Raw genomic sequence first — 23,488 nt, 5'->3', positions numbered from 1 at the left:
TCTAGCGAAGTTGCGCGAAACCGGCCGATCCGTCTTGTGCGGTCGACCGGTTTCTTGCTGTTGGCGGCGTCGCGATGAGCCGTCATCTGGCGGCCGGCGACGGACGATTCGGACGCGCTGCCTGGCCAGAACGTGTTACTCGAACAATTGACCCGAGGTGCGGCGACGGCAGTCAGCCGATCCACAAGCGCTCAAGGTCGGGTCTGGAGAAACGAACATGAGGCGGGTTGTCGTCACTGGCCTTGGCATGGTTTCGCCGCTTGGCTGTGGTGTGGAAACGACCTGGCAGCGCATCCTTCAGGGCAAGAGCGGTGCGCGCTTGATCGAGTCGTTCGATGTCTCCGATCTTCCCGCCAAGGTGGCCTGTCAGGTGCCGCGCGGCGATGGCTCCGACGGCACCTTCAATGCCGACCGGTGGATGGAGCCGAAGGACCAGCGCAAGGTCGACGATTTCATCATTTTCGCGATGGCTGCGGCGCGTCAGGCGCTCGATGACGCCAACTGGCATCCGGCAACGGAAGAGGACCGCTGCGCCACCGGCACGTTGATCGGGTCCGGCATCGGTGGCCTCTCGGGCATTGCCGACACCGCGATCCTCCTGAAGGAGCGTGGTCCGCGCAAAGTGTCGCCCTTCTTCATTCCCGGACGTCTGATCAACCTCGCCTCGGGCTATGTCTCGATCGAGCACGGGCTCAAGGGCCCCAATCATTCGGTAGTCACCGCCTGCTCGACCGGCGCGCATGCGATCGGCGACGCCAGCCGACTGATCGCGCTCGGCGATGCCGATGTCATGGTCGCCGGCGGCACCGAATCGCCGATTTGCCGAATCGGCATGGCCGGGTTCTGCGCGGCGCGCACGCTGTCGACCGGATTCAACGAGACGCCCGAGCGGGCATCGCGCCCTTACGACAAGGACCGCGACGGCTTCGTGATGGGCGAGGGCGCCGGTGTGGTCGTGCTCGAGGAGTATGAGCACGCCAAGGCACGCGGCGCGCGGATCTACGCCGAAGTCTCCGGCTACGGACTGTCCGGAGATGCCTATCACATCACCTCGCCATCTCCGGACGGCGACGGCGGCTTTCGCAGCATGAGTGCCGCCTTGAAGCGTGCCGGCATCACGGCAGCCGATCTCGACTACATCAACGCCCACGGCACCTCGACGCAGGTCGGCGACGAGATCGAGCTCGGCGCCGTCGAGCGTCTGCTCGGCAATTCCGCGTCGAAGATCTCGATGTCCTCGACCAAATCGTCGATCGGTCATCTCCTGGGAGCTGCGGGCGCCGTCGAAGCGATCTTCAGCATTCTCGCGATTCGGGATAACATCGCTCCGCCGACGATCAACCTGGAGAACCCGTCGGTGGAGACCGCGATCGACCTCGTGCCGCATGCGCCTCGCAAACGCGAGATCAACGTGGCGCTGTCGAACTCGTTTGGTTTCGGCGGCACCAACGCGTCGGTGGTTTTGCGGCGCGTGGCGAACTAGTGCGGAAGGACGGATGCCGCTCGGGCCGATTGTCGCTTGGTCACGTGGATATCCGACTGCAGCCACACTAGAACCCAAGACTTCGCGTGTCCTTCGCAGGTCGGCCTTCGGCGCCGATGCGGTAAGTGGATGCGCATGGCGGTGAGGCCCGGCGAAAACACCTTTTCGCCGTATTCGATGACGACATGACGAATCGTTAAATTGGGCGTGGACTTCAGGTCGCTTGCGTTGGGGAGCGCACGGCCACGACGAGAGCGACAGGACTGAAGGTTGCATCGATGAGTGAACGGCCGCCCATCTCACCCCGCAGCCCGCGCGCAGCGCTGGAGCCGGAACGCGTGCCGCCGCCGCCGCGCCGCTCCGACCGCGCCCGCAATCCGTTCGTGGTGGTCGGCAATGCGATCATCACCTTGCTCATCCTGGCCATGCTCGGCGTGGGCGCGGCCTACTATTATGGACGGCAGATCCTCGAAGCGGCAGGACCGCTGCAGGAGGACAAGATCGTCAATATCCCGCAGCGCGCGGGCAAACGCGATATTGCCGACGTGCTCGCGCGTGAAGGCGTGATCGACGTCAATCCGTGGATCTTCATTGGTGGGGTCTATGCCCTGAAGGCCAGTTCCGACCTCAAGCCGGGCGAGTATGCGTTCCAGAAGAATGCGTCGTTGCGCGACGTGATCGGCGTCATCGTCGAAGGCAAGGTCGTGCAGCATTCGGTGACCGTGCCCGAGGGCCTGACGTCAGAGCAGATCGTGGCCCGCCTGTCCGAAAACGAGATCTTCACCGGCAGCGTCCGCGAGATTCCGCGCGAAGGCACGTTGTTGCCGGAGACCTACAAGTTCCCGCGCGGCACCAGCCGCGATCAGGTCGTGCAGCGCATGCAGCAGGCGCAGAAGCGGGTGTTGGCCGAGATCTGGGAACGGCGTAGTCCGGATCTGCCGGTCAGGACGCCGGAGCAGCTGGTGACGCTGGCTTCGATCGTCGAAAAGGAGACCGGCAAGCCCGACGAGCGCAGCCGGGTGGCCGCCGTATTCGTCAACCGGCTGAAGCAGAGGATCAAGCTGCAGTCCGATCCGACCATCATCTATGGTCTGGTTGGCGGCAAGGGCACGCTGGGCCGTCCGATCAAGCGCAGCGAGATCACCCAGCCGTCGCCCTACAACACCTACGTGATCGAGGGCCTGCCGCCGGGACCGATCTCCAACCCCGGCCGCGCCTCGCTGGAAGCGACGGCCAATCCGGCGCGCACGCGCGATCTCTATTTCGTCGCCGACGGCACCGGCGGCCATGCGTTCACTGAAACCTACGACCTGCACCAGAAGAACGTCGCCAAGCTCAGGGCGATGGAGCGGCAGACCCAGAACGACACGGTCGAGCCCGACGAGGCGCCGCCTGCCGTCGCGGGCGGCGCGGCCGATCCGGCGGCCGGAGCGGCGGCCCCACGGGCTCCCGCAGCGGCAAAGAAGCCGCCGGCCAACCGCGCCACCGGCGGAGTTGCACCGGGGGCCGCACCTGGCAATGGCGCCCGTCAGGGGGCGGCGCAGCCGAGCCCGCCGGTCGTTCAGCAATAATTTCCCACGCATGTCGGCCGCGCAGAACCGGGCTTAACATTTGCCCAAAAGGCCGTAAGGTTCGCGCACTTTTGGCGGGGGCTGAGTCTGTCCTCGTTCCCAATGTGCCGGAGACATGGACGAAATGGCGCTGTCGAGCATGACCGGCTTTGCCCGTAGCCACGGAGCAAGCGGTCCCTACTCGTTCGAGTGGGAGTTGAAGTCGGTCAACGCCAAGGGATTGGACATCCGGGTGCGGTTGCCGCAGGGCTGGGACGAGGTCGAGGCCTTCGCCAAGAAGCGCGCAACGGAAGTCCTGTCGCGCGGCACCGTCTATGCGAATCTCACGGTCAAGCGCACCGAGACCGGGTCGACGGTGCGAATCAACGAGGACGTGTTGGCTGCGGTGGTGAAGATGGCGAGCTCGCTTGCGGGCCGGATCGACGCGGTCGCACCGAGCATCGATGGGTTGTTGTCGATCAAGGGCGTGATCGAGGTGGCGGAGCCGGAGAGTGACGAGGCCGAGGACAAGGCCGCCAAGGAGGCGGCGATCGCGGCGTTCGAGACCGCGCTGAAGCATCTCGTCGAGATGCGCCGGCGCGAGGGCGACACACTCGGACAAATCCTCAATCAGCGCGTCGACGAGATCGAGGCGCTGGCGAAAAAGGCGGAGGCATCGCCGGGCCGCAAGCCCGAGGCGATCAAGGCGCGGCTGGCCGAGCAGGTGGCAGCCCTGCTCGAGACCTCCGATCGTTTCGATCCCGATCGCCTGGCGCAGGAGGCGCTGCTGATCGCGGCCAAGGCCGACGTGCGCGAGGAGCTCGATCGCATTGCCTCGCACATCGCGCAGGCGCGCGAGATGCTCGGCAAGGGCGGGCCTGTCGGCCGCCGGCTCGACTTCCTCGCCCAGGAATTCCATCGCGAGGTCAACACCACCTGCTCGAAGTCGAACGACATCGAGCTGACGAACATCGGCCTCGAGATGAAGACCGTGGTCGAGCAGTTCCGCGAACAGGTTCAGAATCTGGAGTGATCCATGGTGGCTCACGACGGAAGCTTCGATGGGGTCGAGCGGCGCGGCCTGATGTTCGTGCTGTCATCGCCTTCGGGGGCGGGCAAGACGACGCTGTCGCGCCTGCTGATCGAGCGCATGCCGGGCTTGCGGATGTCGGTATCGGCGACGACGCGTCCGATGCGCCCCGGTGAGATCGACGGCCGCGACTATCACTTCGTCGACCGGGCGCGCTTCGAGGACATGGCCAAGCGCAACGAGCTGCTCGAATGGGCGACCGTGTTCGACAACCGCTATGGCACGCCACGCGCGCCGGTCGAAGCGGCGCTCTCCGGCGGCCAGGATGTGCTGTTCGACATCGACTGGCAGGGCACGCAGCAACTGCGCGAGAAGGCGCGGCAGGACGTCGTCAGCGTGTTCATCCTGCCGCCGTCCGCCGCCGATCTCGAGAAGCGGCTGCATACGCGTGCGCAGGACTCCGATGAGGTCATACGCGGGCGCATGAGCCGCGCCAGTCACGAGATGAGCCATTGGGCAGAGTACGACTATATCGTCATCAACCGCAACGTCGACGATGCGTTTGCCGAGGTGCAGTCGATCCTCAAGGCAGAGCGCCTGAAGCGCGAGCGCCGGACCGGATTGACGACCTTCGTCCGCGAGTTGCAGCGCCAGCTCGAAAGCTGAGGCGCCTGTCACGCCCGTCGGCCGAGACGCGCCAGGATGTCCTGGATGCCGTCGAGCGACTCATCCTGCTGAATGTTGCGCGGCCGCGGCCGCAGCGCCGGCGGCCGCGGAATGAAGTCGAGCGGCGGGGTCGCCGGGTCCTCGAACGGCGTCGGCACGAACAGGGGGCGCTGCTGCTGCGCCCGCTGCGCCTGCGGTCTGTCGATGGGGAGCGCGGCGGGGATCGACGACCGCGATTCCAGGAGACTCATCAGTCGGGCCGCGGGATCATCATGCATGTGCGCGACGTTCTGCTGAGCCTCGACGGAGAACTCCTCGTGCTCCTCCTGCTGCGGCTCTGCCTCCAGCTCGTCTTCGGGCAATGAAAAGCGCGACTGCAGAAGGTTGATCAGCGCCGCCGCGGGATCGTCGAGCTCATCGTCTTCGGCGGCAGGAGCCTCCGACATCATCGCGGGTCCGGCCATGGCGATGTCATCGTCAGGCTGAGGGGCCGGTTGTCGTGCCGCATGCGCGCGAAGCGTCTCGATCAGTGCGGCCGCTGGATCGGCTGGTGCCGTCGACGGCGCGCGCGTGGGTTGATCGGGTATCGCGGGAACGGGCTGAGCGGCCGGCTGGCCGCCACGCAGACGATCCGTCAGGTGTTGCGACGCCGGCGTGGACTGGGGTGCCGCGTCCTCACGCGCTGGCGGAGCCGTCTCAGCGAGGACCGCTGCAGCCGGAGCATCGCCAGCCTCGCCGGGTTGCGTGGTACGCCGCTTGGCCGCGCGCGATACCAGCAGCGCGGCAATCACCTTGGCGGCGTCGACCGGGGCGCCGGCAGAGGGGGACGCGGCTTCGCTGCTGCGGGCCTTGCGCAGCGCCGACACGATTTCGCTGACGTCGACAGGGGCGGGTGGGGCGGCGCTCGTGCCAGCCTGCGTCGGTGGCGGGGCAGGTGGCGGCATCGGTGCGGCCGCCTGGACGCGGATGGGATTCGCGGGTTCAACTCGCTGCGCAGCCGGCCAGGGCTCGGCGGGTGCGGTCGGCGCCGCATAGGTCGGCGAGCGTTGCGAGGCGGCTGCGGCACTCGCCTGGGCTGCTGCAATCTTGGTGGCAGTGGCCTGCGCCGCGGCCATCTGGGCAGCCGTCAGTTGTGCTTGCGCCGGAGCAGCAGGCGATGGAGCAATTGCGGCAACCGGCGATGGCTGCACGTTGGCTGCAGCGGCCTGTGCCCCGGAAGGCTCAGCCCGGCGCACCGCTGCGCGATCCACCAGCTCATCGACCGCCTGCCACACTGCGTCGGTGGACTGCGACCGTTGCATCTCCGCAGCCGCGTCCCGGTCGCGTCGGCGTGCGGCCACGGCCGGGTGATCCTGATGCTGGGGAGACGGCGCCGGTCGCTGTGCACGGGGGTCGATCTGGTCCGTTGAAGCGGACAGCCGCGCGCTGGCGAGGTCGAGCACCGAAGCCGGCTGAGAGCCGCGGCTGCCGCCTGGATGGGAGGGTGCCGCCGGCATGCTGCCGCGGTTCGCACGCATCCCGCCCTGCGGCGCCTTGGACCGTGGTTTGATGCGACTACGGCGCATCCGTACTGCGTCCGCGTGCCAGCTGCCGTTGCGCCGTTGCCGCCGTCCCATCCGGCTGAGCCGATAGAGCGCGCTCGCCAGCAGTCCTGAAATCGCGAGTGCGCCGATGACCACGAGCATGAGCACGTGGATGGGCGCTTCGGGCTTGCTCGGCTTGGGTGCGATGATCGGCCCGTCGGCAGCCGGCGCCGCATTCGCGTCCGGCTCCACATTGCCGTCGTCGGCCATCGCCGGCGGCGGCGCATCGGCCGCAATCGGGTCAGCCTGTTGCGGCGGGGCAGAGGGCCAGGGCGAGCTATCGAGGCTGCGCGGCAGGCTGGCGTCCGACGCCGTCAGCGTCGTCCGTGTGGCGAGGGTCTGCGGCTTCGGCGTGCCTCGCACGGCGAGATCGGTACGCAGCCGCGGCTGCGGCGCTTCTGCGAGGGCATCGCTGGTGCGAACGACCGGGCCATCGGTGCGTCTTGGCGTCAGTTTGGGTGGAGCGGGCTGGGCGAAGTCCCAGGGAGCCGGCTGCTGCGTCGTCCGTATCGGTGCCGCGGCGTCACGGGGGGTGCCGTTGGCGTCTTTCAGATACCAGCAACGTCGATTGGTGCCACGATCGAAACGATAGTACCAGCGTTGCGCGTCGGACTTCTCTCCCGTCGGCTCGGTCAGACATTCCTCCGCCGCGAAGACGACGCGCGGCAGCACGAGCACGACGGTGCCAGCGATTCCGGCAGCAATGGCAAATGCAACTCCTGCCGTTCGGCTTGCCATTGAAGACTCCGGATACGCTTACGCAACGGCGCGTTCTCGGAGACAAGTTGGGTGGCAATGAGCCGCAATTCCGGATTAATTCTGTCTCGATCCTTTCGTGTCCGAGTGCGGCTTTTTTCCCACAAGAGGGTTTGCATCGCGCCGCGATTTTGGCCGCGCTATCGCGCCAAATCGGTCACATCGGTGAAGATGGACCTGGTTTTTCACCCTCAAGGATCAAGGGCGTCACACCGACAACCTCTGCGTTTGTGGACAAATGATTGGCAGCAGCGGCAGCGGTGCAGCACCGCCGCCGCGTCCGATGTCGCAACAGGCGACGGATCAGTTCGTCAGCACCACACGTCCGACCACATGGCCGGCGCGCAGTGCATCGATCCACTTCTGTACGTCAGCCATCGGCTCCTCGCGCATCGGCGGCGGCTTGATCTTGCCGGCGCGCGCGAGCGCCATCAACTCGTGCGCCTCAGTCAGCGTGCCGACCATGAAGCCCTCGATGGTCATGCGCTTGTACACCCATTGAACCATCGGCAGGGTGAACTGGCCGCCCATCAGTCCGGAGACGACGATCTTGCCGCCGCGTGCGACGACGGACACCGCAAAGGCCATCGACTTCTCGTTGCCGGCGAAATCGACGACCTCGTCGAAGCCGCCCTCGGTCTCCTTGAGGATGCGCTTGACGACATCCGGCTCAGCGGGATCGTAGGCCATCGTGGCGCCATTCTGCAGCGCCGTCTCGCGCGCGGCGGCGGAGAGATCCGCCACCGAGATCGGTTGCTTGAACATCGCCTGCGCGAACGAAAGGCCCATCATGCCGACGCCGCCGAGCCCGATCAGCAGCAGATTGCGCTGGCGCGGCCTATCCACGAGGCGCTTGAGCGCGCCATAGGCAGTCACGCCGGAGCACATCAGGGTCGCGGCCTGATTGACCGGCAGCGGATCATACTCCAGCAGATATTTCGCGTCGGGCACCAGCACGTGCGTGGCGAAGCCGCCGTCGATCGAGACGCCGAGGAAGCGCTGCTTGGCGCACAAATTCTCGTCGCCATTGACGCAGTCGCGGCACTGGCCGCAGCCGATCCACGGAAACACTGCGCGGCGCGCGCCGATCAGCTCCTTCGGCACGTCGGGTCCGACCTCGTCGACGACTCCGGCAATCTCGTGTCCGAGCGTGAAGGGCAGGGTCATGCCGCGCGTGGTGTCCAGGCGCTTGCCGCCGCCGAGATCGGCATAGCCGTCCTGGATATGCAGGTCGGAGTGGCACAGGCCGCAGCGCTCGATGCGAACCAGAACTTCCCGGCCTTGCGGCTTCGGCGTCTCGACGATGGTTTCGCACAGCGGTGCGTCGAACTTGACGAGCGACTGACGGCGCATCAACGCCATGATGAAACTCCCTGAAATGCTTGTTGATTAGGACTTGTTATCGTTGCGACTATTGGTCAATTCGCGGGCCATGGCAACAAAGCCCGACACCGGAATGGTCTCGGCGCGGCGGGTGGGATCGACGCCTGCGGCGGCCGCGAGCCGCACGGGATCCGCCGGCAGCGACTTCAGGCTCTGCCGCAGCATCTTGCGGCGCTGGCCGAAGGCGGCTGCGGCAACCTGTTCGAGCGCGCGGCGGTCGCACGGTTCGGGCGAAAGGCGCGGCACCAGCCGCACCACCGACGAGGTGACCTTCGGCGGCGGCACGAAGGCGGACGGCGAGATGTCGAACAGGATCTTGGTCTCGCAGCGCCAGTTGGCGAGCACGCCGAGCCGGCCATAGGCGTCCTCGTTCTCGCGCGCGACGATGCGCTCGGCGACCTCGCGCTGAAACATCAGCACCATCATGTCGTACCAGGGCGGCCACGGCTCTACGGAAAGCCAGCCGATCAAAAGATGCGTGGCGATGTTGTACGGCAGGTTGGCGACGATCTTCGCCTTGGTGCTGCCGAGATAGGGCCGGACGTCGAAGGTGCGGGCGTCGGTGCAGACGATTTCGAGCCGGCCGGGGTAACGGTCGGCGATCGCCTGCAGCGCCGGGATCGCGCGCTCGTCGTGCTCGACCGCGATCACGTGGCGGGCGCCGAGCGCGAGCAGGGCCCGCGTCAGGCCTCCCGGGCCCGGGCCGATCTCCACCACGGTGGCGTCCTCCAGGGGACCTGCGGCGCGCGCGATCCGGGCGGTGAGATTGAGATCGAGCAGGAAGTTCTGACCGAGCGCCTTGCGCGCCGACAGCTGATGTTCGCGAATGACCTCGCGCAGCGGCGGGAGGTCGTCGATCGCGCTCATGACGACTGGCTGGCCATGCGCGCCGCGAGCTCGAGCGCCGCGATCAGGCTCGCCGGATTGGCGGTGCCCTTGCCGGCAATGTCGAAGGCCGTGCCGTGGTCGGGCGAGGTGCGGATGAAGGGCAGGCCGAGCGTCACGTTGACGCCCTCGTCGAACGCCAGAGTCTTGATCGGGATCAGTGCCTGATCGTGGTACATGCAGATGGCGCAGTCATAGGTCTTGCGCGCAGCTTCATGAAACATCGTGTCTGCCGGCAGCGGTCCCTTCACGTCGAGCCCGGCGTTGCGCAACGTCGCGATCGCCGGCGCGATGATCGTGTCCTCCTCGCCGCCGAGCGTGCCGTCCTCGCCCGCATGCGGATTGAGTCCCGACATGGCGATGCGGGGCCGCGCCACGCCGAAATAGCGACGCAGGCTCGCCGCGACGATTCGCGTCGTCGACGTGATCAGCGGGCTCGTCAGCTGTTCGATCGCATCGCGCAACGCGACGTGGATCGTCACCGGCACCACGGCGAGAACAGGCGACCACAGCATCATGACCGGCTGTGGCGTGGCTCCACCATCGGCGGCGAGCTCGGCGAGAAATTCGGTATGGCCGGGATGCGAGAAGCCGGCGCGGTAGAGGACGGCCTTGGCGATCGGGTTGGTCACGACGGCGCTGGCGCGTCCGGCCCTCACGTCGGCCACGGCCTCCCGGATCGAGCCGATGGCCGCCTCGGCACTCGTCATGTCCGGGCGGCCCGGCAGGGCCGTCACGGCGTGCCCGGTGGAGACCACGGGCAGCGCGGTCGCAAACGCCTGCGCCGCTTGTTCGGGACGAACCTCGTCCACAGTGACGGGGAGGTCGAGCAGCTTGGCGCGCTGAGCCAGGAAGGCCGGATCACCGCGCACGTAGAAGGCGGGGAGTCCGAGCTCGGTGCGGCGCAGCCACGCTTGCAGGGTGATGTCGGGGCCGATGCCTGCCGGTTCCCCCAGGGTCAGCGCGAGCGGCTTCGTCATCAGCGATATTCGATCATCGCCGCCTTGCGGACTTCCTGCAGATAGGCCTTGGAGGTGGCCTCGTATTTCTTGGTATACATCTGCTCCTTGATCTCGCGCTTCTTCGGCGTGTCGATCGTGGTCGGAGTCCGCGAGCAGAGCGCCACCATCTGAATGCCCTGCCGTGTCGCTTCCGGCGGAGTCAGGTGGCCGATCGGCGTGTCGTCGAGCAGCTTGCGCAGATTCGGCGGAATGTCGGCGGACGTCTTGACGACGATCTCCTTGATGACCGCGTTCGCCGTCGTCTTGAAGATGTTGTTGGCTTCGGCGCAGGTCTGCACCCGTGAGCGCAGCGCCTCCGCCTCCTTGTGACGTGCTTCCATCAAGCCCTGGTTCGAGGAGTTCGACACGATCAACACGATCGGCTGCATCTTGTACTCGAACGCTTGGCCCTGCTGATCGCCGTCGCCGCCGGCGGCGGCGACAGCCGCGGCGACGTCCTTGTCGGAGACGAGCAGCCGCTCCTTGTAGCGGCCGCGCACCAGGCTGCTCCAGACGATCTCGGCCTTGATGCGGGCCTTCAGCGTCTCCGGCCGCACGCCCTGGCTCTCCAGCGATTTGGTCAACTGTTCCGGGTTGAGCCGCATGCGAGAGCCCATGCCGGCAAACGACTGGTCGACGTCGGAGGCAGTCGGCTCGACGCCGTACTTCTTGCCCTCCTTGATCTTCACCTTGTCGTCGATCAGCTCGTCGATGATCTCCTGGCGGGACTGATGCTTGCGAGTGCTCAGGAAGTTCAGCTTGGTGCGCTGCTCGATGTCATAGTCGGTGATGGGATCGCCATTGACCATGACGACGATGCTCTGGGCGCGAGCTGACATCGTTCCGATGCCGCAGACGAGTGCGGCAAGAGTGCAGATGGCCAGGGCCCGAAGGCGAGGAGAGAACGCGATCGTCATGACCAAGCTTCGCTGTCGCTATTGATCCAACTGGAAACCGCGCCACGGCTCCCGACGAGGGACTTTCGAACCCCACGGAGCGGCCCGTCGGAGACTGGCGCGCGCTACTGAAGGCCCCCAGCCCCGGTTCCCGTGGACGAGGAATTGGCCAGCGTCCGGAGTCCGATCTGGAGCATATAGGCATGGCTCAGAACGGGGGGAGTGGTGCCTGCCGTATAGTTATACGACGTTACATAGTTGGCGGCCAGCACGAAACAATCATCCACATAGCCGGCGCCGATCACATACTGGTTGATCTTGTTGGCTGCCAGATCCCAGCGCGCTGCACCCGTGACGACCCAGTTCGGCGCCACCTTGACCGAGCCGCTGCCGAGGATGCCCTCACGCCGGTCGAGATAGCCGAGCGCCGGATCGGCGGCATAGTTGCCGTAGGTCAGGGCCACCGACCAGCGGTCGAAGTTCGCCTTGGCTTCCGCCTCGAAGCGCTGGATGTTCAGGGTCTGCTGGTCAAACCGGCTGCGCATGCTGAACGTGTAGGTGCGGTTCGGCGAGTAATCGACACGCGCCACGTAGTCCGAGACGTTCTTGTCCAGGCCGGAGCCGATGGCGGTGTTGTTGGCATCCTGCACCGCGAACGAGTTCATCCCGAACAAATGGTAGGACTGGCCGAACAGCACGTTGATGGTGCCGCCGCGGTCGAACTGCGTCGTCGCCTGGACGCCGACATTGGCGCGGCCGCCGCCTTCGACGCGGTCGTAGCCGGAGAACTTGTCGACGCTGAACAGGTTGCTGGCGTCGAACACCATGCTCTGGGCGTCCTCGTTCGGCAGCCGGCCGGCATAGGTCTCGTTGGGACGGATGATCACTTGCGCGATCGGCTCGATCGTCGTCGTGCCCCACGGCTGAACGTTGATGAACGGGTAGCGATATTCCAGGCCGACCGTCGGCATCAGCCGCAGCGCCTGGGTGTCGCCGGTCTGCAGGAAGTTGCCCACGCCCGGCTGGTTCGAGACGTTGGCGTTGATCGCATCCGCGCGCAGGATCGCGAACGGCGTCCAGATCTGGCCGTAGGGATCGGTGAACGACCGCCGCCACTCCGCCTGCGCAGTCAGGCGGGTGTAGGTGCCGGGCGTGGCGCGCAGCAGGCATCGCGCGCGCGTCGCCGGATCGGCGGAATTGATGGCGCACAGGCCATTGGTGTTGGCCGTGGTCGTGATCGGGTCGAACACCGCCGTCTGGCGGCTCAGATTGACGAAATTGGTCTTGTAGCTGAACTCGCCGCCGAACACGGGGTAGTTCAGCACGTTCGAGTAATCCAGCACCGGATAGACCACCGGCACGGTCTGCTGGTTGCCTGAGAAGCTCAGATAGTGGATCGCCCGGACGTCGAAGAAACTGCGGCTGCCGACGCCGGTCAAATACAGCTGCGAGATCGCTTCGGTCGGGAGGCTCATGAACGAGTTGAACGGGTCGCGGTACTGCGCCAGCCGGTAATCCGACAGGAACATGTAGTCGGACAGCAGGATGCCGTCCCAGCCCCAGACCCATTTGTCGTTGAGCGCGAACTGGCCCTTGGTGTCGACGCCGCCGCGGAATTGGCGGTTGCCGGGCTGGCCGGCGAAGGCTTGGGGGTCGAGCTGATCGATCCCGTACAGGCGCACCTGATAGCCGCCATTGCTGAGGCGCTGGCGGAACTCGGTCTGCAGCAGCACGCCCTGCTTGGAGGTGATGCGCGGCGTGAAGGTCGCGTCGTAATCCGGCGCGATCGCCCAGTAATAGGGGATGTCGACGCCGAAGCCGTAGCCGCCGGTCTGGGTGACGCCGGGCATCAGGAAGCCGCTCTTGCGCTTCACGGTCGGATCGGGCGTCGAGAAGTAGGGGATGTAGGCCAGGGGAACGCCGAAGAACTCGAGCTGGGCGTTCTCGAAATACAGCATCTTCTCGGTCTGGTCGTGGATGATGCGCGCACCCTTGACCTGCCACAGCGGCGGCTTCTTCGGATCGTCCTTGCAAGGCGCGCAGGCGGTGTACACGCCGTTCTCGAAGACGGTGTAATTCCCCTTGGAGCGGTCGGCGCGGGTCGCCGCCATCCGCGTCTGGTCCTCGGTCTCGACGCGCAGCGAATCGACGAAGCCGTCGCGATAATCGTCGGACAGATCGAGGCTGTTGGCGTAGGTGATCTTGCCGTCGGCGTCGGTCATGCGGATGTTGCCTTCCGCATGCAGGCGCTTGGTCTTCTGGTCGTAGATCACCCGGTCGGCCTCGACCGAGGTGCCATTGTAGAACAGCTGCACGTTGCCGACCGCCGACACGCGCGAGTTGTTGTAGTCGTAGTCGACCTCGGTCGCCTGCACCAGCATCTGGTTGTCGTTGGCGACGCGCGGCGGCGGCGCCTTGGGTGGACGCGGGTTGTAGGTGAAGCCCTGCGCGGCGGCAGGACTCGGCGCCACGACCCCGGTCGCAGCCGCAACCATCAGGCCGAGCCCGCAGGCCAAAACGAATCCAAGCACGCCAGACCCGGCGCGACGCACGCGCACGCAACCGCGGCGCGCAACGGCATGCTGCCGAAGCGCGGCGAGCGCTGTCTGACGGACGGCAACGAACGACACTAGCCGTCCTCCTGGTAGAGCAAAGCCATGAAACCGGTGAGGCCGCCGACGAACACCGGCAACCACGCCGCAGCGATCGGATTCATCAACTCAGCCTTGCTCAAATCTTCAGTTACTTTCGACAGAACGTAGAGCAGAAACCCGGCGCCCACGCCACTCAAAACCATTTTCTGTACGCCACCCATTCGGAAGAACCTGAGCGACACGGACGCAGCCAGCATGACCATCGCAGCCAGCAAAAACGGCTGCGCGATCAGCTTATGATACTGCAGTCGGTACCCCGCGGTCGCGAAGCCTGAGCTCTCCGACGAACGGATGTATGTCGGCAGTTGCCAAAACGACACAGTTTCGGGGGTGGAGAAGCTGTTTCGGACCTGCGCCGGCGTCAGGCTGGTCGGAAGAATGAACGTCGGTTCGTCGACAGGGGGCGCATCGAGGGAGAATCGGCGCACCGAGCGGAAGACCCACCGGCCTTCTTCGAGGGTCGCCTCGCGGGCTTCGATTCGCTCCTTGAAGTGCTTGTCCGTATCAAAACGGAACAGGGTCAGTCCGGTCAGGCGGACGCCCTGCTGCTCGCTGCGGGCGGCATTGATGATCACGGAGCCGTCCGGGTTGATCTGGTTGAGCCAGAAGCCGGCCGCATCCTGCACGCCGCCGCCGGGGGCCGCGCCGAACAGCTCGGCCTCCATGCGCTTGGAGAGCTCGCGCAGATTGGCCGACATCGGGTTGTAGAGGGTCGTGGCCATCAGCCCGAGCACGATGGCGCTTGCCAGCGCCGGCGCGATGAACTGCCAGGCGGAGACCCCGGCTGCGCGCGCCACCACGAGTTCGAGCCGGCGCGACAGCGCGAGATAGCAGGTCATGGCGCCGATCAGGACGCAGAACGGCATCATCTTCTCGAGCAATTGCGGCACCCGGAACAGCGACGTTTCCGCCACCATCAGCGCCGAGGCGGAGGCGAGCCCGGAGGTCTTGCGCACCATCTCGATGTAGTCGACGAGCACGAGCAGGATGAAGATGCTCGCGAACACGCCGACCGCCGAGACCAGGAAACGGCCGGCGAAATAGCGCCCGAGCGTGTTGGTGACCATGCTCATGCGGTGGCCGGCCTTCCGAACAGCCGCGCGATCCGCGCGTTCGAGCGGTTGATGGCTTCCATCAGCCGCGCCGGCGGCTCAACCACCACGCCGCCGATGATGATCCAGATGCTGAGGCCGAGCACGCCGAACAGCATGAGGTACTGCACCAGCGCCGCCATCGGCGTCTTCACGGTCATGACCGAGCAGGCGAAGCCCGCCATGCGGACGCCGAACACGGCGAGGATGGCGCTGCCGAACGAGAAGTTGCGGCTCTGGCGTGTCGTCCGCGGCGCGCCCAGGAATGCGAAGGTGAGGGCCGCGAAGGCGAACGGATAGATCGGCGCCAGGAAGCGGTCGTGCAATTCCTGCCGGAATTGTCCCGGGATCTGCTTGTAGATCGGATCGTTCTCGGCGGGGGCCATCAGCTCCCAGAGATAGCGCTCGCGGATGCCGAGCGTGACGTCGCGGCCCTGATTCGAAAACTTCGACATGTCGAAGGCGTAGCGGGCGAACGCGACCATCGCCGGCTCGCGCTTGCCGAGCTCGAAGCGTTCCAGATTGCCGTCCTCGAGCACCAGGAACGAGCCGTCGGCATTCTTCACGACGGTGCCCTTCTCGGCGATGATCGTGATTCGCTCCTTGGGGTCGCGGCGGTCGTCGATCAGGATGCCGGACAGCTCGCCGCCGGGTTGGCGCTCGCGGATCCGGATGGTCAGGTTCTGGTCGAGCTGCGCGAACCGCCCGGGCTGCAGGATGTTGGCGAGCACGTCGGCGGTGATCTCGGCATCCCACTGCTTGATCCGACGCAGGCCGTCGGGGGCGAAGAAGGCGGCGATCACTGTCACCAGCACGGCCACCGCGCAGGTGGCATAGGCGAACGGCACGAACAGCCGGATCGGCGACATGCCGGCCGCGTTCATGACGATGATCTCCGAATCGGTCGCGAGTTTGTTCAGCGTGTGCGAGACCGCGATCATCAGCGCGATCGGCGCGATGACGCCGAGCAGGGAGGGAATCACGAGCCCGGTGATGCCGAGGAAGGTCAGGATCGTCTGGCCCTGGCTGGTCATCAGGTCGATGCCGCGCAACGCCTGCGTAATCCAGATCACGCCGGTGAGGCTGACCAGGACCAACGCGAACGACGCCAGCGTCGTGCGAAAGATGTACCTGTCGATGGACCCCATCGTCTGCGCTCGATCCCCAATCAGCAGTCCCGGAACGAGCGCTGCAGCCCCCCTTGAAACGGGTCCCCCAAGGCCGCTGTCGCCGTGACGTTCCAAGAGCAGTGAATATCATTACCATCTCGTTGATCCGTCGACAAAATGGCTGTGGCGTGGCGCCCCGAAAATACGGTCAAAATTTCATGATTGTGACTGGCCCGCCACGCGGCGCTTGGCAGCTGCCGCCCGGGCAGGTCATACTGCTGCCAAGTTGGGTTCCGAACTGCCGCCATCCGCGTCTGGTCCTTGAGGTTTTCGGCCGGACGTGGCGGCTCATCACGTCGAAATTTGGAGGATTGCTTGATGTCCGACGCCGTCAAGGTCGGCTTCGTCCCGCTATCGACCGCCCCGCGCGGCATCGTGGTGGCGTTCTGCGATGACACCCTGCGACTTGGAGTCGCGACCGAGAAGGCGCTCGGGGGAGCCTCGGACCTGATCAAGCGCGCGGCCGGGGCAGCCCGGTTCAAGGGCAAGGATGGCGCGGTGCTGGACCTGCTGGCTCCTGAGGGAATCAAGATTCAGCGCTTGATCGTCATTGGCACCGGCAAGGGTTCAGACCTCAAGGACAAGGATTTTCTTAAATACGGCGGCACTTTAGCCGGAAAGCTGAACGCCGGAACTGAAGCGGTGGCGGTGCTGGCCGAGTTGCCTTCGGGCCCGCTGTTGCCGGATCAGGTCAGCTCGCTGGCCACCGGGATCCGGCTGCGGGCCTATCGGTTCGATCGCTACAAGACCAAGAAGAAAGACGAGGAGGGCGCCGTCAGCGCCAATGTCTCGATCGCCGTAGCGGATGCCGCGGCGGCCAAGAAGGCGTTCGCGCCGCGGTCCCACGTCACTGACGGGGTGATACTGGCGCGCGATCTCGTCAACGAGCCGCCGAACGTGCTCTATCCTGAGGAGTTCGCCAAGCGCGCCGCCGCCTTGCGCAAGCTCGGCGTCACCGTCGAGATCCTCGACGTGCCTGCGATGAAGAAGCTCGGCATGGGCGCGCTGCTCGGCGTCGGCCAGGGCTCGGCACGGCCGAGCCGCACCGTCGTGATGCACTATAATGGCGGCAAGCGCGGCGAGCAGCCGGTCGCCTTCATCGGCAAGGGCGTGTGCTTCGACACCGGCGGCATCTCGATCAAGCCGGCCGGCTCGATGGAGGACATGAAGGGCGACATGGGCGGTGCGGCTTGCGTGGTCGGCCTGATGCATGCACTCGCCGCACGCAAGGCCAAGGCCAACGTGATCGGTGCCATCGGCCTGGTCGAGAACATGCCGGACGGCAACGCCCAGCGTCCGGGCGACATCGTCACCTCGATGTCCGGCCAGACCATCGAGATCATCAATACCGATGCCGAGGGCCGGCTCGTGCTCGCCGACGTGCTCTGGTACGTCGCGACCAAGTTCAAGCCGAAGTTCATGATCGACCTGGCAACCTTGACCGGCGCGATCATGGTCGCGCTCGGCACCGATCATGCCGGCCTCTTCACCAACAATGATGATCTCGCCGACAAGCTGTTCAAGGCGGGGCAGGAGACGGGTGAGAAGGTCTGGCGCATGCCGCTCGGCCACGAATACGACAAGCTGATCGATTCGCAGTTCGCGGACATGAAGAATACCGGTGGACGCCATGGCGGCTCGATCACTGCTGCGCAATTCCTGCAGCGCTTCGTCAACGACACGCCGTGGGCGCATCTCGACATCGCCGGCACCGCGATGGGCGCGCCGAAATCGGAGATCAACCAGAGCTGGGGATCGGGCTATGGCGTCCGGCTGCTCGACCGGCTGGTGTGGGATTCCTACGAATCCAAATCCGACGCCAAGGCTGAAGCCAAGTCCGGCGCCAAGGCGTGACGCGGGACGATGACAGAAGTCCTGTTCTACCATCTGCAGAACATGACCATTGAAGGCGTGCTGCCGCCGCTGCTCGAGAAGTCGCTCGAGCGCGGTTGGCGCGTAGTGGTGCAGTCGACGTCGGAGGAGCGCGCGGATGCGCTCGATGCGCATCTGTGGACCTATCGCGACGATTCGTTTCTGCCGCATGCCACCTGGCGGGTGGCCGATGTGGCCGACCAGCCGATCGTGCTCGCGGTGGAAGAGAGCAATCCCAACGGCGCAAACGTCCGTTTCCTGGTGGACAACGCGCCGCTGCCATCGGACTCGCACAGCTACGAGCGCATGGTGCTCGTATTCAACGGCGATGATGCGGACGCGCTCGCGGCTGCGAGATCGGCGTGGACCGATTGCAAATCGCGAGGATTCGAGGTCACCTACTGGCAGGCGGATGAGCGGGGGCGTTGGCAGCGCCGGCAATGATGCGGAAGTCCGTGAAGCGCCAATGATGGCAGCGCGGCGCGATTCATGATAAACTGCCGATTTACCGGCAGAGCGTTGGCAAAGTCACGAACGTGCCGCAAAGTGATGTTGGGACAACACGTTAGAGTGTCCACAGGTTGCAATTCAGCAAGGTTCATCGTGCGAGACCACAACAAACAGCTGACGCGCGCTCTGGCGTTCCTTGTGCTTGCCCCGGTCGTCGCCGGATGCTCGAGCACGCCCGATTTCCTGTCCAAGGACGCCGAGTGGTTCAACCGGCCGCAGCGCCTGTTCATCAGGAACATCTCGATCGACGCGCCGCCGCTGACGCCGGATAAGCCGGTCACGGCTGAGGACCTTGTGAGCGCCGAAGGCGCGTGCCCGGGCATGGCGCCTGCGGCCGGTGCTGCGGGCGCGAACGCGCTGGCGAATGATCCCGCCGCCGCAACGCCGGCCGTCGGCGGCACCGTCGCACTCGGCCATACCGAATGCGACGTGGTGCGCGGCATCGGTGCACCCGACAACGTCAACATCTCGAGCAATGGCGGTGAGCGCGTGGCCACGGTGACCTGGCTGCGCGGCGCGCGCTCCGGCGTCTACACGTTCAGCTCCGGCCGCCTGACCTCGGTCGAGCGAGCGCCCGATCCGGGACCCGCGCCGAAGACGGTCAAGCCGAAGGCGAAGAAGCGCGCGACCTGAGTGTGCGCTGAAGTTGCCGAGAGAGTAGTTCGTCGGACGAACATTGGTTCGTCGCGGATTGCTCGATCAGCCGGTTGCCTCGTCATACAACGTGCTCGCTTCCAGCCATTGCTCCTCGGCGCGCGCCAGCGCGTCGGCGGCATTGGCCCGTGCCTTCGACAATTGCGCCGCCTGTTTCGGGTCGCGTGTGAAGATGTCGGGCAGCGACAGCGCGCCGTCGATCTTGGCGATGATCCCGGTGATGCGGGCGATCTCGGCTTCGACCGCCGTGATCTTCTGCTTCAGCCCGCTCCGTCTGTTGTCGACGCGCGGCCGCTCCGCTTTCTCGGTCACCTGCGGACGTTCGGTCTCTCGTGTGCCGGCGCCGCTGCGTGACGACAGGACCATGCGCCGGTAGTCATCGAGATCGCCATCGTAGGTCTTCACCGTGCGGTCGGCGACGACCCAGAGGCGGTCGGCGCAGGCCTCGATCAGATAGCGGTCGTGCGAGACCATGATCACGGCGCCGGGAAATTCGTTGATCGCTTCGGCGAGCGCGGCGCGGCTGTCGATGTCGAGATGGTTGGTCGGCTCGTCCAGGATGATCATGTTGGGGCCGAAGAAGGTCGCGAGCCCGAGCAGCAGCCGCGCCTTCTCGCCGCCCGACAGGCTCTTCACCAGCGTGTCGGCGGCCTTGCCGGAAAACCCGATCGCGCCGGCGCGCGCGCGTACTTTCGACTCCGGCGCGTCACCCATCAGCTTGCGCACGTGACTATACGGCGATCCGGTCTCGTCCAGCTCATCGAGCTGGTGCTGGGCGAAATAGGCGATCGACAGCTTGTCGGCGCGCGTGACCTTGCCGGAGAACGGCGCGAGCCGGCTGGCCAGCAGCTTCACCAGCGTGGACTTGCCATTGCCGTTGGCGCCGAGCAATGCGACGCGGTCGTCATTGTCGATGCGTAAGGTGACGCGGTTGAGCACCGGTTGCGCGGGGTCGTAGCCGACCGAGGCGTTGTCGACCGCGATGATCGGCGGCGACAACAGTCGCTCCGGTGCGGGGAACGTGATCTCGTGCACGTCCTGGGTGACGAGCGCGGTGATCGGCTTCATCCGCTCCAGCATCTTGACGCGGGACTGCGCCTGGCGCGCCTTCGAGGCCTTGGCCTTGAAGCGCTCGACGAAGGCCTGCAGCCGCGCGCGCTCCGCTTCCTGGCGCTTGACCGCCTTGGCATCGAGCATCTCGCGGGTGGCGCGCTGTTCCTCGTAGGAGGAGTAGCTGCCGCGGTACAGCGTGAGCTTGCAACGGTCGAGATGCAGGATCTGGTCGACGGAGGTTTCCAGCAGATCGCGGTCATGGCTGATCACGATCACCGTGCGCGGATAGTGCGCCAGATGATCCTCGAGCCACAGCGTGCCCTCGAGGTCGAGATAGTTGGTCGGCTCGTCCAGCAGGAGCAGGTCGGGTGCGGCGAACAGCGTGGCCGCGAGGGCGACCCGCATGCGCCAGCCGCCGGAGAATTCGGCGCAGGCTCGCGCCTGATCCGCGGCGGAAAATCCGAGGCCGCTGAGAATCGCGGCCGCGCGCGCCGGGGCGGAATGCGCGTCGATGTCGACGAGGCGGGTCTGGATCTCGGCGATACGGTCTGCGTCATGGGCGGTCTCGGCCTCGTGCAGCAGCGCGTGCCGCTCGAGGTCGGCCCGGAGAACCACCTCGATCAGGCTTTCGGGCCCGCTCGGGGCTTCCTGGGCCAGGCTGCCGATGCGCCACCGCGGCGGCACGCTGATGCTGCCGGTCTCCAGCGACAGTTCGCCGCGGATCGCTTTGAACAGGGTGGACTTGCCGGTGCCGTTGCGGCCGACCAGCCCGACGCGCGCGCCCGGCGGAATCTGCACCGAGCTCTGGTCGATGAGAAGCCGTCCGGCGAGGCGGATGGAGATGTCGGTGATGGAAAGCATGCGCGCCTTGTCACCGCGCGCGCGGCCAAAGGCAACCGCTTTGTCGCGGTCTCAGCGGCCGGATAGGCTCGTCCCGGCCTCGTCGCGCTTGCGCAACTCGTTCATCAGGTCGGCAAGGGAGGCCGGCAGGTGAGAGCCGTCCGGCGGCAGGCTGCGTTGCAGGCGCTCGCCGACGGCCTCGCAGATCGATCGGCTGGTCTTGCGATCGAGAGCCTCGCTGAAATTGGCGGTGCGGCCAGACATGACGGAATTCCACGAGCAGTTGCAGGACGATGCCGTAACAAGTCGTGGCCGCTCGATTTGTTTCCGGCTCCTGACCGGAATACCCCGAAATGAGGTTGAAACTGCACAAAAAAAGCCCCGGCGTGGGGGAGACGCCGGGGCGATGCGAGTTCGGTGCGGCGGGGGGCGGGTGCCGCGCCGAGGCTCGTATCAATAGCAGCGGTTGATCAGGCGCCAGCGCGGTCCCCACGGGGTCGGAACCACGCGGCGCACATAGCAGCCTCCATAGCCGTAGCTGTAGGCCGGGCCGCCGACGAAGAAGCGGGGACCGTAGAACGGACGGTGCCAACCGCCATGCCAGCCGCCGCCGTGCCAACCACCGCCATGCCAGCCACCGTGCCAGTGAGCCGAGGCGGCGGTCGGGGCGAGGGCGGCTGCGCCGAGGGCAACGGCGGCCGCCGCGATGAGGGAGAGTTTGCGCAACATGATCGTCTCCTGGATGACAGCGTTGGTGGCGCCGAAATTGTCCGACGGATGAGGCTGGGAGAGGGCGGCCACCGGAACGCTGCTGGCTCGTCCTCGCCCGATACCGAACACGTTAAGACATGAGAGCTGAATGATGGTCGCACGAACCCTTCAGGCTATGTTCAGAAACGTGAAATTGTCGTAAGGCGTTGCGCCTCCGGGCTGGGTCCCGGTCGCTTGCCGTCGACCAATCGCGTCGATATAAGCCCGCAACCCACCCAAATCCCGCACCTCCAAGGACGACATCATGGCGATTGAGCGCACCTTTTCGATTATCAAGCCCGACGCGACCGAGCGTAACCTCACCGGCGCGATCAATGCGCTGATCGAGAAGGCCGGCCTGCGCATCGTGGCTCAGAAGCGGATCCGCATGACCCGCGACCAGGCCGAGACATTCTATGCCGTGCACAAGGCGCGGCCGTTCTTCGGCGAGCTGGTCGATTTCATGATCTCCGGCCCGGTCGTCGTCCAGGTCCTCGAAGGCGAAGGAGCCATCCTGAAGTACCGCGACGTGATGGGCGCGACCGATCCGTCGAAGGCCGCCGACGGCACCATCCGCAAATCGCATGCGAAGTCGATCGGCGAGAACTCGGTGCATGGCTCGGATGCCGCCGAGACGGCTGCGGTCGAGATCGCGCAGTTCTTCGCCGGCAACGAGATCGTCGGCTGAGCCATGATCGCTGCGGCGGAGCCTCGCTCCGCCGCATGCCGACGTGCTCAATCTTCGTTGAACCGATCTGAAAGGCTTGGCCGTGAACTGGCTGTCGCAACTCGCTGATCCCGCCACTTTCGGCCATTTGCTCGCTCAATTCGAGGCCGACCTGCAGAGCCCGGGCTTCTGGCTCGCGCTCGGCAAGATCGTCTGGATCAACGTGCTGTTGTCGGGCGACAATGCGCTGGTCATCGCGCTCGCCTGCCGCGGCCTGCACGGCAAGCATCGCGTCTGGGGCATGGTGGCCGGCTCCGGCATTGCCGTCGCACTGCGCATCGCCTTTACCGGCATCGTCGCCACCCTGATGGCGCTGCCGTACCTGAAGCTGATCGGCGGGCTGGCGCTGATCGTGATCGCCGCCAAGCTGCTGGTGCCCGAGGACGAGAACGACGAGATCGCAGCCGGCACGACGCTGTGGCATGCGGTCCGCATCGTCGCGCTTGCCGACCTCGTGATGAGCCTCGACAACGTGATCGCGGTGGCTGCGGCCGCGAACGGCCAGGCGTCCCTGCTGATCATCGGCCTCGCCATGAGCATCCCGCTGATCATCGCGGGCGCCGCGCTGATCATGCTCGTGCTCGATCGGGTCCCGCTGCTGGTCTGGCTCGGCGCGATGTTGCTCGGCTGGGTGGCCGGCGAGGTGATCGCGACCGATCCCGCGATCGAGCCGATGCTGCACCATCTCCTCGACGGCACCGTGGTCATCAACATCGAGGCGACCTCGGCGCTGTTCGCCGGCAAGACCAATCTCGCGAGCCACGTCGATGTCATGGAGACGCTGATGTCGCTGATCGGCGCCGGTGTGGTGCTGATCGCCGGCTCGATCTGGCGCGGCCGCGCGCTGCAGCGCCAGGCCGAGAGCGAGCTGGTGCCGGCGCGCGGCGTCGATCTGCCGTAGCTGATCGTCAGGACGCGTCGCGTCCGACCGGGCG

Annotated in this window: 20 protein-coding genes; 9 read left to right on the top strand and 11 right to left on the bottom strand. The window is 65.9% G+C overall.

The features are described 5' to 3' along the window. The first annotated feature begins 217 nt into the window (after positions 1–217). The 4 genes from fabF to gmk all read left to right on the top strand — a co-directional run bounded on the left by fabF (position 218) and on the right by gmk (position 4,729). Positions 218–1,483 carry a beta-ketoacyl-ACP synthase II gene (gene fabF, locus QX132_RS01680; RefSeq protein WP_316159920.1) on the top strand — a complete coding sequence of 422 codons (1,266 nt, stop codon included), beginning with the start codon at positions 218–220 and terminating at the stop codon, positions 1,481–1,483. A 278-nt stretch (positions 1,484–1,761) separates the two neighbouring features. Next, positions 1,762–3,054, top strand: a complete 1,293-nt coding sequence (mltG, locus tag QX132_RS01675; RefSeq protein ID WP_315755743.1) for an endolytic transglycosylase MltG — start codon at positions 1,762–1,764, stop codon at positions 3,052–3,054. A 124-nt stretch (positions 3,055–3,178) separates the two neighbouring features. Next, positions 3,179–4,066: a YicC/YloC family endoribonuclease gene (locus QX132_RS01670; protein WP_315755823.1), complete on the top strand. Its 888-nt coding sequence runs from the start codon at positions 3,179–3,181 to the stop codon at positions 4,064–4,066. 3 nt (positions 4,067–4,069) lie between these two features. Further along, positions 4,070–4,729, top strand: coding sequence for a guanylate kinase (gmk, locus tag QX132_RS01665; RefSeq protein WP_315755742.1), 660 nt, complete (start codon positions 4,070–4,072; stop codon positions 4,727–4,729). An 8-nt stretch (positions 4,730–4,737) separates the two neighbouring features. On the opposite strand, the gene QX132_RS01660 is transcribed toward gmk, so the two are convergent. The 8 genes from QX132_RS01660 to lptF form a co-directional block, all read right to left on the bottom strand. After that, positions 4,738–6,990, bottom strand: a complete 2,253-nt coding sequence (locus QX132_RS01660) for a hypothetical protein (protein WP_316159919.1) — start codon at positions 6,988–6,990, stop codon at positions 4,738–4,740. Between the two features lie 381 nt (positions 6,991–7,371). Further along, the gene (locus QX132_RS01655) at positions 7,372–8,430 is read right to left on the bottom strand and encodes an alcohol dehydrogenase (RefSeq protein ID WP_316159918.1); all 1,059 of its coding nucleotides are present in this window, start codon (positions 8,428–8,430) and stop codon (positions 7,372–7,374) included. Positions 8,431–8,457: 27 nt separating this feature from the next. Continuing rightward, positions 8,458–9,318: a 16S rRNA (adenine(1518)-N(6)/adenine(1519)-N(6))-dimethyltransferase RsmA gene (rsmA, locus tag QX132_RS01650; protein WP_316159917.1), complete on the bottom strand. Its 861-nt coding sequence runs from the start codon at positions 9,316–9,318 to the stop codon at positions 8,458–8,460. Continuing rightward, positions 9,315–10,316 (bottom strand): 4-hydroxythreonine-4-phosphate dehydrogenase PdxA, encoded by a 1,002-nt coding sequence (pdxA, locus tag QX132_RS01645; RefSeq protein WP_315777488.1) that lies wholly within the window; start codon positions 10,314–10,316, stop codon positions 9,315–9,317. Before pdxA ends, rsmA begins: the two co-directional genes overlap by 4 nt. Then, positions 10,316–11,254, bottom strand: coding sequence for a SurA N-terminal domain-containing protein (locus QX132_RS01640; RefSeq protein ID WP_315739408.1), 939 nt, complete (start codon positions 11,252–11,254; stop codon positions 10,316–10,318). Before QX132_RS01640 ends, pdxA begins: the two co-directional genes overlap by 1 nt. A gap of 104 nt (positions 11,255–11,358) precedes the next feature. Next, positions 11,359–13,863 carry an LPS-assembly protein LptD gene (locus QX132_RS01635; protein WP_316159916.1) on the bottom strand — a complete coding sequence of 835 codons (2,505 nt, stop codon included), beginning with the start codon at positions 13,861–13,863 and terminating at the stop codon, positions 11,359–11,361. Next, positions 13,863–14,960: an LPS export ABC transporter permease LptG gene (gene lptG / locus QX132_RS01630; protein WP_315739410.1), complete on the bottom strand. Its 1,098-nt coding sequence runs from the start codon at positions 14,958–14,960 to the stop codon at positions 13,863–13,865. The genes QX132_RS01635 and lptG overlap by 1 nt, the downstream gene beginning before the upstream one ends. Beyond that, entirely contained in the window at positions 14,957–16,126 is a 1,170-nt protein-coding gene (gene lptF, locus QX132_RS01625; protein WP_315749956.1) for an LPS export ABC transporter permease LptF, read from the bottom strand. Before lptF ends, lptG begins: the two co-directional genes overlap by 4 nt. A 339-nt stretch (positions 16,127–16,465) precedes the next feature. Here lptF and QX132_RS01620 point away from each other — a divergent pair, with 339 nt between their 5' ends. The 3 genes from QX132_RS01620 to QX132_RS01610 all read left to right on the top strand — a co-directional run bounded on the left by QX132_RS01620 (position 16,466) and on the right by QX132_RS01610 (position 19,162). Next, a complete protein-coding gene (locus QX132_RS01620; RefSeq protein ID WP_316159915.1) occupies positions 16,466–18,001 on the top strand; it encodes a leucyl aminopeptidase in 1,536 nt (511 codons plus the stop codon). A 9-nt stretch (positions 18,002–18,010) separates the two neighbouring features. After that, positions 18,011–18,463: a DNA polymerase III subunit chi gene (locus QX132_RS01615; RefSeq protein WP_315739413.1), complete on the top strand. Its 453-nt coding sequence runs from the start codon at positions 18,011–18,013 to the stop codon at positions 18,461–18,463. Positions 18,464–18,667: 204 nt separating this feature from the next. Then, a complete protein-coding gene (locus QX132_RS01610) occupies positions 18,668–19,162 on the top strand; it encodes a hypothetical protein (protein WP_315739456.1) in 495 nt (164 codons plus the stop codon). A 66-nt stretch (positions 19,163–19,228) separates the two neighbouring features. Here QX132_RS01610 and QX132_RS01605 read toward each other — a convergent pair whose 3' ends face one another. From QX132_RS01605 to QX132_RS01595, 3 genes are all read right to left on the bottom strand, one after another. Continuing rightward, entirely contained in the window at positions 19,229–21,097 is a 1,869-nt protein-coding gene (locus QX132_RS01605; RefSeq protein ID WP_316159914.1) for an ABC-F family ATP-binding cassette domain-containing protein, read from the bottom strand. Between the two features lie 51 nt (positions 21,098–21,148). Then, positions 21,149–21,340, bottom strand: a complete 192-nt coding sequence (locus tag QX132_RS01600) for a hypothetical protein (protein WP_315739415.1) — start codon at positions 21,338–21,340, stop codon at positions 21,149–21,151. A 189-nt stretch (positions 21,341–21,529) separates the two neighbouring features. Beyond that, a complete protein-coding gene (locus tag QX132_RS01595) occupies positions 21,530–21,805 on the bottom strand; it encodes a sulfur globule protein precursor (RefSeq protein WP_315739457.1) in 276 nt (91 codons plus the stop codon). Positions 21,806–22,091: 286 nt separating this feature from the next. Here QX132_RS01595 and ndk point away from each other — a divergent pair, with 286 nt between their 5' ends. Together ndk and QX132_RS01585 are read left to right on the top strand one after the other, a co-directional pair. Next, entirely contained in the window at positions 22,092–22,514 is a 423-nt protein-coding gene (ndk, locus tag QX132_RS01590; RefSeq protein ID WP_315739416.1) for a nucleoside-diphosphate kinase, read from the top strand. Between the two features lie 82 nt (positions 22,515–22,596). After that, on the top strand, positions 22,597–23,454 hold the full coding sequence (locus QX132_RS01585) for a TerC family protein (RefSeq protein ID WP_315780470.1): 858 nt from the start codon (positions 22,597–22,599) through the stop codon (positions 23,452–23,454). Positions 23,455–23,488: the final 34 nt, after the last annotated feature.

This window comes from Bradyrhizobium sp. SZCCHNRI20481 (assembly GCF_032485055.1).
In the GTDB taxonomy this organism is placed as follows: Bacteria; Pseudomonadota; Alphaproteobacteria; order Rhizobiales; family Xanthobacteraceae; genus Bradyrhizobium.
This window is presented reverse-complemented; position numbering and strand designations above follow the sequence as displayed.

Excerpts from the sequence above, each read along its gene's own strand:
- QX132_RS01615 (WP_315739413.1), top strand. The coding sequence starts at position 18,011 with ATGACAGAAGTCCTGTTCTACCATCTGCAGAACATGACCATTGAAGGC.
- ndk (WP_315739416.1), top strand. The coding sequence starts at position 22,092 with ATGGCGATTGAGCGCACCTTTTCGATTATCAAGCCCGACGCGACCGAG.
- mltG (WP_315755743.1), top strand. The coding sequence starts at position 1,762 with ATGAGTGAACGGCCGCCCATCTCACCCCGCAGCCCGCGCGCAGCGCTG.
- QX132_RS01600 (WP_315739415.1), bottom strand. The coding sequence starts at position 21,340 with ATGTCTGGCCGCACCGCCAATTTCAGCGAGGCTCTCGATCGCAAGACC.
- QX132_RS01595 (WP_315739457.1), bottom strand. The coding sequence starts at position 21,805 with ATGTTGCGCAAACTCTCCCTCATCGCGGCGGCCGCCGTTGCCCTCGGC.
- fabF (WP_316159920.1), top strand. The coding sequence starts at position 218 with ATGAGGCGGGTTGTCGTCACTGGCCTTGGCATGGTTTCGCCGCTTGGC.
- rsmA (WP_316159917.1), bottom strand. The coding sequence starts at position 9,318 with ATGAGCGCGATCGACGACCTCCCGCCGCTGCGCGAGGTCATTCGCGAA.
- gmk (WP_315755742.1), top strand. The coding sequence starts at position 4,070 with ATGGTGGCTCACGACGGAAGCTTCGATGGGGTCGAGCGGCGCGGCCTG.
- QX132_RS01605 (WP_316159914.1), bottom strand. The coding sequence starts at position 21,097 with ATGCTTTCCATCACCGACATCTCCATCCGCCTCGCCGGACGGCTTCTC.
- QX132_RS01640 (WP_315739408.1), bottom strand. The coding sequence starts at position 11,254 with ATGACGATCGCGTTCTCTCCTCGCCTTCGGGCCCTGGCCATCTGCACT.
- QX132_RS01620 (WP_316159915.1), top strand. The coding sequence starts at position 16,466 with ATGTCCGACGCCGTCAAGGTCGGCTTCGTCCCGCTATCGACCGCCCCG.
- lptG (WP_315739410.1), bottom strand. The coding sequence starts at position 14,960 with ATGAGCATGGTCACCAACACGCTCGGGCGCTATTTCGCCGGCCGTTTC.
- QX132_RS01655 (WP_316159918.1), bottom strand. The coding sequence starts at position 8,430 with ATGGCGTTGATGCGCCGTCAGTCGCTCGTCAAGTTCGACGCACCGCTG.
- lptF (WP_315749956.1), bottom strand. The coding sequence starts at position 16,126 with ATGGGGTCCATCGACAGGTACATCTTTCGCACGACGCTGGCGTCGTTC.
- pdxA (WP_315777488.1), bottom strand. The coding sequence starts at position 10,316 with ATGACGAAGCCGCTCGCGCTGACCCTGGGGGAACCGGCAGGCATCGGC.
- QX132_RS01670 (WP_315755823.1), top strand. The coding sequence starts at position 3,179 with ATGGCGCTGTCGAGCATGACCGGCTTTGCCCGTAGCCACGGAGCAAGC.